Genomic DNA, 14,236 nt, shown 5'->3' with positions numbered 1-14,236 from the left:
GGCGTGGCCCGCTCAGAATTCCGGCCCGATCGAGAAGTGAATACGGTAATCGTTGTCATCGTCATCGAAGGGATGGGCGATATCGAGACGAATCGGCCCTACCGGCGAGATCCAGCGAATCCCCATGCCGGCCGCCGTCTTGAGCTCGAGTGCGTCCCAGCCATTGAAGGCGTTACCGGCATCGTAGAAGGTCGCGCCCCACCAGTCGCCGGTCAGGCGGTAATCGTATTCCAGGCTGCTGGTGAGCAACGAGCTACCGCCCTCCAGATCGCCATCGTCGTCTTCCGGGGCGAGTGTTTCGTAGGAATAGCCACGCACACTGTTGTCGCCCCCGGTAAAGAAGCGCATCGAAGGTGGCATGTCATCAAAATTGTCGGTATCGACGTGGCCGACGCCCATGCGCGCGACGAAACGATGGTTGTCGCCGATGGAGCGTATCCAGTTGGTGTTGAACTGGGAGCGCAGGAAGGTCACGTCCGAGCCCCACAACTGATCGCCGTACTCGAAAGTCAGTTGTTGGCGGTCGCCCCACATCGGGAAGGTCTTGGGACGGGTGCGGGTACGATTCCAGCTCACGCCGGGATACAGCAGCAGCACGGCTCCGGATTCGTCAGCCTGGGTGTAGTCCTCATAGGTGGAACCGAAGAACACGCGCTGGGTCCAGCCATTGTCGAACTTCCACTCACGGGTGAAGCGCACGGTGGTCTCGAGACTCTCGGTATCTTCATCGTCGGTGTTCGACATCCCGTACTCGAGGATATAGCTATCCTTGAGCGGGTCTTCGAGCGGCATGCGGTATTCGCCCTCGAAGGTCTGTTCCGGCGAGGACAGGAACAGGCTGTTGGTCAGGCTATGGCCATAGCGATTGACCCACGGCATCTCCCAGCTGAACTGCAGGCGTGGTCCGACATCCGTCGCGTAGCCGATACCGGTCTCGAACTTGTGACGGTCAGCGGGAATCAGGCTGATGTCCACGGGGATGATGGGGCCGTTGGCCGTCTTGACCGCGGCCTCCAGCGCATCGCCCGTCAGCACCGGCGTGTCGTTGCCAGCGGCACCTTTAGTGCCAGCCACAGCGGAGCCAGCGTCATCAGCCTCCGCCTCGATTTCAGTCCTCTCGACATCGGCAAGCCATGAGCCCTCATAGCCCTGTGCCACGGCATAAGGGGTCTTGATCTCGCTGTCGGGGCTGGTGGTCTTGAGTTCGGCGCCCGGATTGAGCTGTGGCTTGATCGCGGCCGAGCGGAACCAGCCGGCCTCACTGAGCCGCTGGTTGAACTGGTTCAACTTGTCGGCTTCGTAATAATCTCCCGTCTTGAACGGCTGCATGGTCTTGACGCGATCCAGCTCTATCTGACTGTTGAGGTAGGTGATATCGCCAAAGCGGTAGCGCTGACCGCTCTGCATGACCAGATAGATGCGTGCCGAGTGCAGCCAGGGGCGTACCTCGATGCGCTGCTGGGAGAAGGAGGTGTCGAAATAGCCGCGTTCGAGGCTGAGCGACGTCAGAGTCGACTTGAGGCTGTCATAGCGTGAGTGACGCAGCACATCGCCTTCCTCGAGGTCGGCGTCGGCCAGCACCTTCTTCATGACCTTGTCACGCGCGGCGTCGCCTTCGAGTCGCAGCTCCAGCGTCTCGATGGTGACCGGCTCACCGGCATCCACCGTCACGACCACATCATCGCCGCCCAGCAGCCCCTTCTCGGGATAGCTGAGCGTGATCTGGGCATCGTAGTAACCGAAGGCCTGCAGCGCTTCCTGGGTGCGCCGGATGATCTCATCCTCATAGCGCTCGGCCGGCGCATCGCCCTCGAGCGTCATCCCGGCCAGGAAGTTGACCACATTGGTGGCCGTCGCGCCCTTGACACCCTTGACGGCGGCATCGATCGCCAGCGCCTGGGATGCGAAGCACAGACCGCCACACAGGATCAGCGGCATCAGATAGCGATGCGGCAAACCGCGCGGCCCGGTCGCTCGAGCAGGCTCTTTGTTGTCGCCACTCATGATTCGTCCTTTGTTGAGTGCTGGTGGAAAGCACTGTCCATCGTTCCCGTTCATCATGTCGTGCGGCGTTCGGTCATCACGGGGCGTTGCACATGGCCTGCCTGGATGGCGGGCCACGCCATATCGTCGTTACTTGTATCCCTGCTTCACAGGCTCAACGGCGCTCCAGTCGATTGACGCGCTGTTCCAGTTCAGACATCTGACCCAATAGTGACGCGACACGTCCGCTCAGCTGACGACGGCTGGCATCCAGCGAGCGCAACTGCTCTCGCGTGTCCTCTGACGCCCCCTGTGAGCTGGCTTCCAGGCCGGCACTGAGCGCTGTCTGCTGACGACGCAGCTCACCCAGCTGGGAGGCCAGTGAGCGTTGCGCGGTCTCAAGCGCTGTCAGCTCGTCAAGCGGCGCAAAACGGCCCTTGAGCTTGCTGGCCAGTTCATCGCCATCAGCGGCCGCCACCGGCTCCGGCAGTGCCTTCAGCGTCTCGCCCAGTTGCTGCTGCGATTGCTGCAAGTCGCGCGTCTGGATCTGTTGCGTGGCTAGGCCCGTCTGGAGTGCCGTGAGGCGAGTCTCGAGCGAGGCCAACTGCTCGGCGTTAACGCTTTCAATATCGCTCTGCAAGGTCTCGATGCGGGTAGCCAGCGTGTCCAGAGTGCTGGAGGTCTTGTCCATCAGCGGCTCGAGGTGTTCAAGCGTGGCCGACTGGGCGTCCAGGCGCGCGCCCAACGCTGCACGGCCATCACGGCTGAGCGATTCCAGCGCCGCCATCGAACCTTGCAGCGCCGTGATCAGGGTCGCGTGATTGTCACCTATCTGGGCAAGCGTCGTGACGCGACCCTCCAGACGATCAAGCGCCTCGTCCATGGCGGTCAGACGCTCTTGAGCACCATCCGCATCCTTTGTCACCTTGTCTTCCAGCGTCTCGAGGCGCGCGACGGCCTCGCTCGACAGGGACGCCTTGTCCTTCTGCAGGGTGGTCAGCGCCGGCAGCACAGTGTCATTCAACTGGCTGTCCAGAGCGCTGAGTTGCCCATCCAGTGCATCACGCAGTTCGTTCAGGCGCTCATCGCCCTGCTGCTCAAGCTGGGCCACGGAACGTTCGAGCTGACTGACACGCACACCAAGCTGATCGCGTTGATCGCCCCCGAGGGTCTGCAGGTCATGTAGCTGCCACTGTTGCCAGCCCACCACGCCCCCCAGGGCAAGGAGGCAAAGCCACGTCGGCCAGCGTCTGGGCGCGGGGGGACGAGTGTGATGCACGCCAAGCGCATCGTCGGGACGCGCGACCAGCGCATCGTCCGGTGAGTCATTGAGAGACGGTTCAGCATTGTGCGGCCGCATTCTGGCTCCAGTTCCGGCAGTCAATCAGCAGCGAAAGGGTCAGCGCAGCATCTTCGGGCTTGTCGGTGGGCTCACTGGCCCCATCGCAGCAGCAGATGCAAGGCGACCGAAAGCGCGCTTTTTCGCGCTGCTGTATAAAAATACAGTCATGCAGATTCTGCAAAAGATAAGTCACGGTTCACGTACAGGAAATCGAGTCTAACAGCTGACCTCGGTCATCTCATCAGGTTCCCGCGATGGCCCGCCATCGAGGGCAGAGTGGCAGGAATGGGACAAGAGCCTGGCAATGAACGCGAGCCTTGCAAGACGCTTGAGAGGATACCGCGGTCGGTGCCCACCGGCGTTGGCCTGTCGGTGTCTGGGTGCTATAGTGCCAGACACTGCGATACGCGCAGCCTCTGTCTTCGTAGCTATCTGGATTCACAAGGTTTTTCACGCTGATTGCACATTTCATGCGCGTAGCCACGGCATGAAGGATGCACGGCGAGTCATGCACTTTCGCCCTTGCCCGCTGCCTGAGCGGGCGGCCAGTTTCAGGGCTGGGAGTGATGCTGGTCGCGGAGCTTGAGACTGTGCTTGTCTGACCCTCTTCCATCACGCGATGGCAGGCCAGGCATTGAAATACTCAGCCCCAAGCCCCACGAAGGCAGAGTACGACCCAATTGGTGAGGAAAAGGAGCTGATCCCCATGGCATTTGAACTTCCAGCACTGCCGTACGAAAAGAACGCACTCGAGCCGACCATCTCTGCCGAGACCCTCGAGTACCATTACGGCAAGCATCACCAAGCCTATGTCACCAAGCTGAACAGCATGGTCGAAGGCACTGCTGACGCAGAAAAATCTCTCGAAGAGATCATCCAGAGCGCCCAGGGTGGTCTGTTCAATCAGGCGGCTCAGGTGTGGAACCACACCTTCTACTGGCACTGCCTGTCCCCGAATGGTGGTGGCGAGCCGTCCGGTCCGCTGGCAGACGCTATCGTGGCCAAGTGGGGCTCCGTTGCTGACTTCAAGGAAGCTTTCAACACTTCCGCCGCTGGCAACTTCGGTTCCGGTTGGACCTGGCTGATCAAGAACGCCCAGGGCGAGCTGGAAATCGTCAACACTGACGATGCTGACACCCCGATCGCCAAGTCTGGTCAGACTCCGCTGCTGACCGTCGATGTCTGGGAGCACGCTTACTACGTCGACTACCGCAATGCACGTCCGAAGTACCTGGAAAGCATCTGGAACATCATCAACTGGGAATTCGCTGCACAGAACTTCGCAGCCTGAGCTTTTCCAGATTGAGTTTGGCTAGACCGAGCTTTGCTAGCCTCAGGAAGCCGAGTCGTTTACCGCTCGGAACTCCAGCTGAGCCAAGGCATTCAACGTCACCCTGATATGACGCCTGAGTGCCCTGCTCTAAAAACCCCGCCACTTGGCGGGGTTTTTTTCGTTCAAGACAACGTCACCCTGCCGCGATCCTGCTACACGCAAGGCTTGGCTACGCTAAGGAATGCGCCGCCAGAAGAAGAATCTCGCCTGTCGACTTGCAAACCACGGCGTTGCCCCTATCTAATGATGTAGAAGTAGAACGTATGCTCTACCTCGTTGCGTGCCTTTGATCGTTCACAGGGCCTCAACGACAAGAGACTCGACGACATTGTTGGCACACACTGCTTGAAATGCATTCTTTGACTGCACGAAATACATACTTTTAAAAAGGGAATACCGATGCCCACTGATACCTCGACCTCCTCACTGCCCGACTCCATGCTGGCGATCGTGACCATCGGCCATGGGGGTTATGAATGCCTCGAGACGCAGCAGCGCCCGGTGCCGACACCCGGTGAAGGCGAGGTGCTGATCAAGGTGCTGGCAGCTGGCATGAACAACACCGAGATCAATACGCGTCTGGGCTGGTATTCCTCCACGATCACCACCGCGACCCAACAGGCCAGCAGCGTGCATGACAACGCGGATGCAGAGACGGCGACTGACAGGCCGGCGCCGCCGGAAGGTGGCTGGAAGGGAGAGACGCCCTTCCCCCTGATACAGGGCACGGATTGCTGTGGCGAGGTGGTGGCATTGGGCCCGAATGCGGATACCAGCCTGCTGGGCAAGCGCGTGCTGGTACGCTCCTGCATGCGCAGCGAGGGCTGGGACTCACTGGAAAATGAATGGATGGGCTCGGACTTCGACGGCGCCTTCGCGCAATTCGTCAGCGTGCGCGCCAGTGAAGTGTTCGCGGTGGACTGTGACTGGAGCGATGTCGAGCTTGGCTCCCTGCCCTGCGCCTACGGCACGGCGGAAAACATGCTCGAACAGGCAGAGCTTAAGACGGGCGAGCGTGTGCTGATTCTGGGCGCCTCGGGCGGAGTCGGTTCCGCCGCGTTGCAGCTGGCCAAGCGCCGCGGCGCAACGGTGTATGCAGTAGCGGGCGCCGCCAAGCATGAGGCCCTTGCCGAACTCGGCGCCGACAGACTTCTGGACCGCAAGGCCGACCTGCTCGAACTGCTGGGCCACGAAAGCGTCGACCTGGTGGTCGACAATGTCGCGGGCGACAACTTCCCGATCATGATGAAGCTGCTCGCGCGTGGCGGCCGTCTGGTGACTACCGGCGCCATCGCCGGCCCGATGGTGACGCTGGACCTGCGCGACCTGTACCTCAAGAATCTGCGACTGCTAGGCACCACTGCCTGGTGTGAAGCCACCTTCCCCAATCTGATTCGCTATGTAGAGCAAGGCGAGATTCGCCCGCTGATCGCGGCCAGCTTCCCGTTGACCGAGATCGTCACTGCCCAACAGCAGTTTCTGAGTAAGGGCCACGTGGGCAAGTTCGTGCTCGAGCCCTGGGCTTGAAGACAGCCTGGCGGTCATCATGAAAAGCTTGGGCCCCATGATAAAAGCCTGACGCTCACGACAAAAAGCCCTCATCCGGTTCCGGATGAGGGCTTTTGCATACCGAGCACGCAAGGGTCAGCCTGAAGATGCATCAGTTTGAGAGAAAATCAACTTCAGAGCGCGTCAGCCTGTTCCACCGAGTTGCCCATCAGGGGCTGGCACGGCGGCCGATACCGCGATAGACCAGTCCCTGGCTTGCCACGTAACGCGGGTCGAAGATGTTGCGGCCATCGAGCACCAGGCCCGCGCCTAGCTCACGCTTCAGGCGCTGCCAGTCCGGGTTCCAGTAACACTTCCACTCGGTGACCAGCATCAAGGCATCAGCCCCCTCCAGGGCGTCATACATGTTGCCATCGACCAGCTCCAGCAACGGATGCGCGCCACAGGCCTCACCCAGCGCCGACAAGGCCGCGGGATCATGTACGCGAACGCGCACGCCCTGGGCCCACAGCGCTTCCAGCAAGGTCAACACCGGCGCATGGTCGATACGCGCGGTACCCGGCTTGAATGCCGCACCCCAGATCGCCACGGTACGGCCGCGCAATTCACCATCGAAGTGCTGCCACAGCTTGCGGAACAGCGTCTCCTTCTTGGCTTCGTTGATGTCGAGCACATGCTCGAGCAACATCGATTCACGCCCTGTCTGGTACTGGACATCAGCCAGACGCATCAGGTCACGCGAAAAGTTCGGGCCACCAAACCCACAGCCCGGATAGAGATAGCCGAAGCCGATACGCGGATCGGCGCCCATGCCCTGACGCACATATTCCACATCGACGCCGAGGGAGTCGGACAGACCCGCCACTTCGTTCATGTAGCTGATACGCGTCGCGAGCATGCCGTTGATGGCCAGCTTGGTCAGTTCGGCGGCGCGGCGTGGCATGATCTGGAAGACATCTTCACGTCGGTTGAAGGCACGCAGCAGCTCCTGCACCCGCAGGGTGGCAGGTTCCGCTTCGCTGCCCAGCAACCAGCGGGCCGGACGCTCGAAGGTGGCCAATGAACGGCCCTCTTCCAGCATGTCCGGCAAGGCGACGGCGTACTGGTCGTCACGCGGGAGCAACGCCTCGAAACGCTCGGTCGTGCCCACCGGGAAGGTCGAGTTGTTGACCAGCACCAGCGGCTCATCCAGGGTCGCCACCAGCTGCTCGACACGGCTCAGCGCGCTTTCGCGCTGGTCCGGCGAGACGGCGATCCAGTGGATATCGATGCGCCGCAGTGACTCGAGCCCATCGATGAGGGTGAGATCGCCGCGCTCCCGATGGCGATCAAGGCGTTCACGCAGGCCTGGCTCACTGTTCAACCAGTCGACGTGTTCCAGGGCAGCCCAGTCCATATCCTCATGCGGCCACCACCAGACACGGTGACCCACGCTCGCCAGAGCGGCGCTGGCCGTTGCCGCCGCCAGTTCGCTTCCGTGCACCAGCACCTGCATGGCTTATTTCTCCTGGTAGCGAGTCAGCAGCTCGCGGAAGCCTTCACCGAAGGTCGGGTGACGCTTGGCGAAGGAAAGAGTCGCTTCAAGATAGCCCAGCTGGTGGCCACAATCGTAGGTGTCACCGGCCATGCGGTAGGCCGCGACGGCCTTGTCGTCACGCAGGGTGTCGATGGCATCGGTCAGCTGGATCTCACCACCGGCGCCCGGCGGAGTGTTCTCCAGAAGCTCGAAGATACGGCCCGGCAACAGATAACGGCCGATGACCGCCAGGGTCGACGGCTCGGTGCCCGGGGCCGGCTTTTCGACCATGCCATTGATCAGGGCGGACTTGCCGGCTTCCGGCGTGTCACCGTCGATCGCGACGATACCGTACTTGTAAGCCATGTCCTGCGGAACATTCTCGACCATGATCTGGGCGGCGTTGGTGGCTTCATAGGCCTCCATCATGCGCGCCAGATCATTCTTCTCGAGCCCTTCGCCATCAACCAGCACGTCCGGCAGCATGACGATGAACGGCTCATCACCGACGATCGGCTTGGCACACAGCACGGCGTGGCCCAGGCCCAGCGGCTCCGGCTGGCGCACGCTGATGATCTTGACGTCATCCGGGATGATGTTACGCAGCTGTTCGAGCAGCTCGAGCTTGCCCTTGGCTTCCAGGGTGGTTTCCAGCTCGAAGTGCTTGTCGAAGTGGTTCTCGATGGCGTTCTTGCTGGAATGGGTAACCAGCACGATTTCCTTGATACCGGCTGCGACCGCTTCTTCCACCACATATTGGATCACCGGCTTGTCGACGATGGTGATCATTTCCTTGGGGATGGCCTTGGAGGCCGGGAGGCAACGTGTGCCGAGACCGGCAACAGGCAGAACAGCCTTGCGTATCATGTAGCGTCTTCCTTGTGTCTATGTCGTGATGAGGACCATCGAAGGACCTCCACCGGGTTACTGCCGTCGAAGCCAATCAACGACCATCCTTCATCATAGGCAGAGATTATGCCAGTTTGATCAAGGAGTGCGAAATTCCTGCACTATCTGAGGCTTGGTGAGCGCGACCACCTTGTGGAGCGCCATCAGCGGCGCATGGCGCGCCCGAGCAGCGCACCGACACTGTCGCTATCGGGCGACTCTACCACGCCATGTTCCGTGACGATGGCATCAATATACTCATGCGGTGTGACATCAAAGACCGGGTTGAAGACATCGATGTCCTGCGGCGCGATCTGGCGACCACCCGCCTCACGCAGCTCGTCGGCGCCGCGCGTCTCGATGGGGATGTCCGCGCCACTGGCCAGGGTGCCATCGAACGTGGCCAGCGGGGCCACGACCATGACCTTGATGCCGTGGGCACGCGCCTGAACGGCCAGCGAGAAGGTGCCGATCTTGTTGGCCGTGTCGCCGTTGGCAGCAATGCGGTCCGCGCCGACGATCAACCAGCGCACCCCTTCCGGCGTCCGGGCCCCCTGCTGCATGATCAACGAGGCTGCGCCTTCCACGGCCAGCCGTGCGGGTATCTTCTCCTGCACCAGCTCCCACGCCGTCAGGCGAGAGCCTTGCCACCAGGGGCGTGTTTCGTTGACATGCACACGGCCAAGAATGCCCTGGGCGTAGGCGGTACGGATCACGCCCAACGCCGTGCCGTGGCCCCCAGTGGCCAGTGCGCCGGTATTGCAGTGGGTCATGACCTCGCACTGCGTCTCGCCTTGCGCAAGGGAGGCCGCAATCACCTGGGCACCAAACTCGGCCATGCGCAGATTGTCGTCCAGATCCTGCTCATGAATGCGCACGGCCTCCTTGAGCAACGCTTCATACGGGGCCTGCGATTGGGTGGCGTGTGCGGCAATCACCTTGCGCATGCGATCCAGCGCCCAGAACAGGTTCACCGCTGTAGGGCGCGAGGCAGCCAGCACATCACAGGCACTGGCCAGGCGTGACGGCCAGTCGCCGCCCTCGCGGTTGATGACGAAAGCCTCCAGCGCCACGCCATAGGCGGCGGCGATCCCGATGGCCGGTGCACCGCGAACCACCATGTCGGTAATGGCAGTCGCGACCCCGCGTGCATCCTCAAGCAGCACCTCACGGGTCTCACCCGGCAGCAGGCGCTGGTCGAGCAACACAAGCTTCACCGCCGGCTGAGTGACATCATGAGTGACGCCAGCGCGGGCATCGGGCTGGACTACTGCCGTGTCTTCTTCCCGCGACGCACACTCCTGCTGGCTTACCCAGCGAATCGGAACCAGGCTCATGACCACTCCCCGTTGCTACATGACAATAATGACGACTGGCCATCACGTGTGGCGCGACGTCCTGCCCCATCGTAACGCAAGTGCCCGTCATGATGAGTTTTTTGCGCTGGACGCTGACCCGCGACGGCAGTCGGATTAGAATGGTGGAATCGTGCCCGAGGGTAAGGTGCCTGTACAGGCCTGCCACCTCCCGAACAGCACTTCCGTAACGGTAAGGATGCAAAGATGAGCGATAACGACACCCAGCAAGATGCCCAGCCCCAGGACCATCTGGGCAATGTCGATGCCAGCGAGATCGCCAAGTTCTCGGCATTGGCCAGTCGCTGGTGGGACCGTGACAGTGAATTCAAGCCACTGCATGACATCAATCCGTTGCGGGTCGACTATATCGACACCCACGCTGGCCTGGCAGGCAAGCGCGTGATCGACGTCGGCTGCGGCGGCGGCATTCTCTCCGAAGCCATGGCGCATCGTGGTGCCCAGGTGACGGGTATCGACATGGGTGAGGCGCCACTTTCCGTTGCCCGCCTGCACCAACTGGAGTCCGGTGTCGAGGTGGACTATCGCCAGACCACCGCCGAAGCCGCTGCAGAAGAGATGGCCGGCCAGTTCGACGTCGTCACCTGTCTGGAAATGCTCGAGCACGTGCCAGACCCATCCTCGGTGATCGCGGCCTGCGCACGGTTGGTCAAGCCCGGCGGCATGGTGTTCTTCTCGACCATCAACCGCAATCCCAAGGCGTATGCCTTCGCGATTCTCGGCGCGGAATATGTGCTGCAGATGCTGCCACGTGGCACTCACGAGTATCGCAAGTTCATCCGTCCGGCCGAGCTGGGTCGCTGGACACGTGATGCGGGCCTCAAGATGGAAGGCTCCACCGGAATGACCTACAACCCGCTGACGCGCAAATATCGCCTGAATGCCTCCGACCTGTCGGTCAACTACCTGATGCACACCCGTCGCCCCACAGAGGAAGAGCTTGCGTGAGCCTGCCGGCAGCGCTACCTCGTCCCGCCGCCTTGATCTTCGATCTCGATGGCACCCTGGTGGACACCGCGCCGGACCTGGCGCGCGCCACCAATGAGCTGCGTCAGCATCACTGCCTCCCCCCCCTGGAGTACGAGGTGATCCGTGCCGAAGTCTCCCACGGTGGCAGTGCACTGGTGACCCTTGCCCTGGGCCATGATCTCGACCATCCCGAGCATGCTGCCGAGCGCACTCGTCTGCTGCATTTCTACGCCCGCGATGTCGCGGCGCACAGTGTGCTGTTCCCGGGCTATGACGCCCTGATCGAGATCTGTCAGCGCGCAGGCCTGCCGTGGGGCATCGTGACCAACAAGCCCCGTCAGTTCGCCGAGCCGCTGATTGCCGCGCTCGAGCTTACGCCCGGCTGCCTGCTGTGTGCCGATGACCTGCCGGTCAAGAAGCCGCATCCAGAGCCTCTGTGGGAGGCGGCGCGCTGCCTCGGCGTCGATGCTTCCGAATGCTGGTACCTGGGAGATCATGACCGTGACATGCAGGCGGCGCGCGCAGCGGGCATGCTGGCGGTCGCGGTGCGCTATGGCTATGTGCGTGACGGCGATGACGTGGATGCCTGGCCTGCCGACGTATGGTTTGACACCTCGGAAGAGGTCGTCAATGCCGCACTAAGGGCAGCGGACCTGCGCTGACCGAGCGACACGCGCGAAGCTCACACGAATCAGTCCCCACGAGCAAGTGATCCGCAGCTGAATATCAGAAGATAGACACACGCAGCTAGAAACAGGCAGTTAGTAACAAGAACGCCGACGGCCATGGCCGTCGGCGTTCTTGTTGTGAGGCGTAACGACTGGCCCGCCTGGCGGCGTTACTCGTCATCCAGTGAGGAGATGACAGCTGACAATGGCTCAGACTTTCGGCGGCTGGGCATCGAACATCTCGCCGGTACGACCACGACTGTCCGGCCCCATCAACCACAGATAGGTCGGCATGATGTCGGCGGGCGTGCGCAGGGTATCGGGGTCTTCGGCCGGAAACGCCGACTTGCGCATCGGAGTCCGCGTGCCACCGGGATTGAGCGTATTGACCCGCACCTGACTGGTATTCTCCAGTTCCTGAGCCAGCATCTGCGAGAAGCCTTCCGTAGCAAACTTGGAGACACTGTAGGCGCCCCAGAAGGCACGCCCCTTGCGCCCGACACTGGAGCTTGTCAGCACGACTGAGGCGTCCTTCGAGGCCTTGAGCAACGGCAGCAATGCCTGGACCATCCAGATGGGGCCATTGATATTGACCTGCATGACCTGCTCCCACAGCGCCGGATCATACTGCTCGAACGGAGTGATCTTGCCCAGCAGGCTAGCGTTGTGCAGCAGACCATCCAGTCGACCGAACTCGCTGTGCAGGGTGTCAGCCATCTGCTGATAATCCTTTAGCGAAGCCCCTTCGAAGTTGAGCGGATAGATGGCCGGCTGTGGTGCTCCCAAGGCCTCGATCTCGTCATAGACTTCTTCCAGCTTGGCAATGGTTCTGCCCAGCAATATCACCGTCGCCCCATGACGCGCATATTCGACTGCCGCTTCACGCCCAATGCCGGACCCCGCCCCGGTCACCAGAATGATCCGCCCTTTCAGCATGTCGCCCGGGGCCTGATAGTCGATCTTGCACTCTGCCATGGTGATATCCCTGTCTGAGATCTGTCGTCAACGCCGATGAGAGTCACTGCCTCTTCACCGACAATACTTGCTTGGCCACATGAATCGAATGAAGCGCACTCGGGTCGCCTGCCGATGGCATAAGGCGCCGAGCGCCACATAAGACAAAGCCCGCACCTGGTAGAATACCAAGCGCGGGCTTTGCGGAATACAGATGGCCAATGGCCACGGGCACTCAGGCGCCGGAGGACAGGAAGTCCTTGGCCATGGTGCCAGCCTTGCTGTCCGGATACTGCTGGACCAGCTTCTCGAGCAAGGAGCGACTTTCCTGCGCCTTGCCTTGACGCGCCTTGACCAGTCCCAGCTTGTACATCGCATCCGGCACCTTGCTGGATTGCGAGAATTCGCTGATTACAGTCTCGAAGGCCTGGGCGGAAGCATCCAGCTGGTTCTTGGCCGAATACAGCTCGCCCAGCCAATAATGTGCATTGGCTGCTAGATTGGAATCCCCATGGTCCACCACGAAAGCTTCAAAGGCGACAATGGCACCGTCGAAGTCGCGAGACTGAACCTTGGCGAAGGCATTCTCGTAATCCTTCTGAGCAGCTGCACCGCTGTCGGCATTGGTGCTGGCTGTACCACCGGCAATTGCGCCGCCAGTGACTGCCGCTGCTGCCTGTGAATCGACAACCTGACCGTTCTCCCCGGCCGAAGCGCCACCAGAAACCCGCTGTTCCAGATCCAGGTAGCGTTGCTGTGACATCTCGGTCAGGCGCTTGAACTGGTATTCCAGCTCATCGATTCGACCGCGAAGTCGGGCAATTTCCTGTGCCTGTTCGTCGAGTTGATTGAGAAGGGTCAGGGTGCCGCCGCCACTCAAACGAGTATTGGCCTGCTGATAGAGCGAGTTTGATTGCCCAGTGAGGTCCTCGACCGTCGGTGCGGCCAAAACGGACAACGGGAGCAACAAGGCTCCCGCACCGAACAACCCTTTCAGGCTGTGTTTCATGCTGTCGGCTCCGCCGAATCATCATGGTATCGCGCAAGCAAGCCCGGGGTTCAAGGTCACGCCTCTTGCCCGGGCCGGCTCAACACAAGTTTCTAGCGTCTCCACGCCTCATGAGAGAGTCGCGGAGATGAACCGTGCTTAGTAGTCGAAGACCACACGACGGTTCTTGGCATAGGAAGACTCGCCGTGGCCCTGGACTGCCGGACGCTCTTCACCGTAGGAGACGATCTCGATCTGTGACGGAGACACGCCCTGGACAGTCAGGAAGCGTGCGACAGACTTGGCACGACGCTCGCCCAGACCCAGGTTGTATTCACGAGTACCGCGCTCATCAGCGTGGCCTTCCAGAACGACATTGGCGCTGGTGTTGGCTTTCAGGTACTGAGCGTGACCCATCAGGACGCTTTCGAACTCAGGACGGATGGTGTCCTTGTTGAAGGCGAAGTAGATGGTACGCACGTCAGGCATGGTGGCGTTGCTCATCTGGTTGGCGTTGGTGTTGGCACCAGTATTCATGCCGGCAGTGTTCGCACCGCTGTTGGCTGAATCCATGTCGCCGTCCTGAGCGCCGCCGCTGCTGGAACAACCTGCCATCACGCTCAGGGACAGGGCAACCAACAGACCTTTTGCATACGGGGTGAACTGCATTGTGAAACTCCTTGCTCTAATGGGTACGAATGCCAAGCCTT

Annotated in this window: 12 protein-coding genes; 4 read left to right on the top strand and 8 right to left on the bottom strand. The window is 61.2% G+C overall.

From position 1 onward, the window contains the following. Positions 1–12: 12 nt before the first annotated feature. Positions 13–2,004, bottom strand: a complete 1,992-nt coding sequence (gene tamA / locus AC5WNJ_RS08355) for an autotransporter assembly complex protein TamA (RefSeq protein ID WP_495931001.1) — start codon at positions 2,002–2,004, stop codon at positions 13–15. A 154-nt stretch (positions 2,005–2,158) separates the two neighbouring features. Then, positions 2,159–3,343, bottom strand: coding sequence for a hypothetical protein (locus AC5WNJ_RS08350; RefSeq protein WP_495931000.1), 1,185 nt, complete (start codon positions 3,341–3,343; stop codon positions 2,159–2,161). Positions 3,344–4,031: 688 nt separating this feature from the next. Here AC5WNJ_RS08350 and AC5WNJ_RS08345 point away from each other — a divergent pair. Continuing rightward, entirely contained in the window at positions 4,032–4,616 is a 585-nt protein-coding gene (locus tag AC5WNJ_RS08345) for a superoxide dismutase (RefSeq protein WP_253063758.1), read from the top strand. A 441-nt stretch (positions 4,617–5,057) separates the two neighbouring features. Then, the gene (locus tag AC5WNJ_RS08340) at positions 5,058–6,185 is read left to right on the top strand and encodes an alcohol dehydrogenase family protein (RefSeq protein ID WP_495930999.1); all 1,128 of its coding nucleotides are present in this window, start codon (positions 5,058–5,060) and stop codon (positions 6,183–6,185) included. Positions 6,186–6,375: 190 nt separating this feature from the next. Here AC5WNJ_RS08340 and AC5WNJ_RS08335 read toward each other — a convergent pair whose 3' ends face one another. From AC5WNJ_RS08335 to mtnA, 3 genes are all read right to left on the bottom strand, one after another. After that, complete coding sequence (locus AC5WNJ_RS08335) at positions 6,376–7,662, bottom strand: nucleotide sugar dehydrogenase (protein WP_253063754.1); 1,287 nt, start codon at positions 7,660–7,662, stop codon at positions 6,376–6,378. A gap of 3 nt (positions 7,663–7,665) precedes the next feature. Continuing rightward, positions 7,666–8,550 (bottom strand): UTP--glucose-1-phosphate uridylyltransferase GalU, encoded by an 885-nt coding sequence (gene galU / locus AC5WNJ_RS08330; RefSeq protein WP_054556681.1) that lies wholly within the window; start codon positions 8,548–8,550, stop codon positions 7,666–7,668. A 185-nt stretch (positions 8,551–8,735) separates the two neighbouring features. After that, positions 8,736–9,908: an S-methyl-5-thioribose-1-phosphate isomerase gene (gene mtnA, locus AC5WNJ_RS08325; protein ID WP_495930998.1), complete on the bottom strand. Its 1,173-nt coding sequence runs from the start codon at positions 9,906–9,908 to the stop codon at positions 8,736–8,738. A 225-nt stretch (positions 9,909–10,133) separates the two neighbouring features. On the opposite strand from mtnA, the gene ubiG reads away from it, so the two are divergent. Next, positions 10,134–10,895 carry a bifunctional 2-polyprenyl-6-hydroxyphenol methylase/3-demethylubiquinol 3-O-methyltransferase UbiG gene (gene ubiG, locus AC5WNJ_RS08320; RefSeq protein WP_495930997.1) on the top strand — a complete coding sequence of 254 codons (762 nt, stop codon included), beginning with the start codon at positions 10,134–10,136 and terminating at the stop codon, positions 10,893–10,895. Positions 10,896–10,897: 2 nt separating this feature from the next. Beyond that, on the top strand, positions 10,898–11,578 hold the full coding sequence (locus AC5WNJ_RS08315) for an HAD-IA family hydrolase (RefSeq protein ID WP_495931036.1): 681 nt from the start codon (positions 10,898–10,900) through the stop codon (positions 11,576–11,578). 216 nt (positions 11,579–11,794) lie between these two features. On the opposite strand, the gene AC5WNJ_RS08310 is transcribed toward AC5WNJ_RS08315, so the two are convergent. From AC5WNJ_RS08310 to pal, 3 genes are all read right to left on the bottom strand, one after another. Next, positions 11,795–12,559: a YciK family oxidoreductase gene (locus tag AC5WNJ_RS08310; RefSeq protein WP_253063740.1), complete on the bottom strand. Its 765-nt coding sequence runs from the start codon at positions 12,557–12,559 to the stop codon at positions 11,795–11,797. Between the two features lie 214 nt (positions 12,560–12,773). Next, entirely contained in the window at positions 12,774–13,547 is a 774-nt protein-coding gene (ybgF, locus tag AC5WNJ_RS08305; protein ID WP_495930996.1) for a tol-pal system protein YbgF, read from the bottom strand. A 138-nt stretch (positions 13,548–13,685) separates the two neighbouring features. Beyond that, entirely contained in the window at positions 13,686–14,195 is a 510-nt protein-coding gene (gene pal / locus AC5WNJ_RS08300; protein WP_176677077.1) for a peptidoglycan-associated lipoprotein Pal, read from the bottom strand. Positions 14,196–14,236: the final 41 nt, after the last annotated feature.

It is taken from the genome of Cobetia sp. PDI-23MA, from assembly GCF_059507735.1.
The sequence above is the reverse complement of the archived record's forward strand: the minus strand, read 5'-3'. Positions and strand labels throughout refer to the sequence as shown.

What these genes read in the sequence shown, in the direction of transcription:
- ybgF (WP_495930996.1), bottom strand. Translation starts at nt 13,547, where the DNA reads ATGAAACACAGCCTGAAAGGGTTGTTCGGTGCGGGAGCCTTGTTGCTC.
- mtnA (WP_495930998.1), bottom strand. Translation starts at nt 9,908, where the DNA reads ATGAGCCTGGTTCCGATTCGCTGGGTAAGCCAGCAGGAGTGTGCGTCG.
- AC5WNJ_RS08310 (WP_253063740.1), bottom strand. Translation starts at nt 12,559, where the DNA reads ATGGCAGAGTGCAAGATCGACTATCAGGCCCCGGGCGACATGCTGAAA.
- pal (WP_176677077.1), bottom strand. Translation starts at nt 14,195, where the DNA reads ATGCAGTTCACCCCGTATGCAAAAGGTCTGTTGGTTGCCCTGTCCCTG.
- AC5WNJ_RS08345 (WP_253063758.1), top strand. Translation starts at nt 4,032, where the DNA reads ATGGCATTTGAACTTCCAGCACTGCCGTACGAAAAGAACGCACTCGAG.
- ubiG (WP_495930997.1), top strand. Translation starts at nt 10,134, where the DNA reads ATGAGCGATAACGACACCCAGCAAGATGCCCAGCCCCAGGACCATCTG.
- AC5WNJ_RS08335 (WP_253063754.1), bottom strand. Translation starts at nt 7,662, where the DNA reads ATGCAGGTGCTGGTGCACGGAAGCGAACTGGCGGCGGCAACGGCCAGC.
- AC5WNJ_RS08350 (WP_495931000.1), bottom strand. Translation starts at nt 3,343, where the DNA reads ATGCGGCCGCACAATGCTGAACCGTCTCTCAATGACTCACCGGACGAT.
- galU (WP_054556681.1), bottom strand. Translation starts at nt 8,550, where the DNA reads ATGATACGCAAGGCTGTTCTGCCTGTTGCCGGTCTCGGCACACGTTGC.
- AC5WNJ_RS08340 (WP_495930999.1), top strand. Translation starts at nt 5,058, where the DNA reads ATGCCCACTGATACCTCGACCTCCTCACTGCCCGACTCCATGCTGGCG.
- tamA (WP_495931001.1), bottom strand. Translation starts at nt 2,004, where the DNA reads ATGAGTGGCGACAACAAAGAGCCTGCTCGAGCGACCGGGCCGCGCGGT.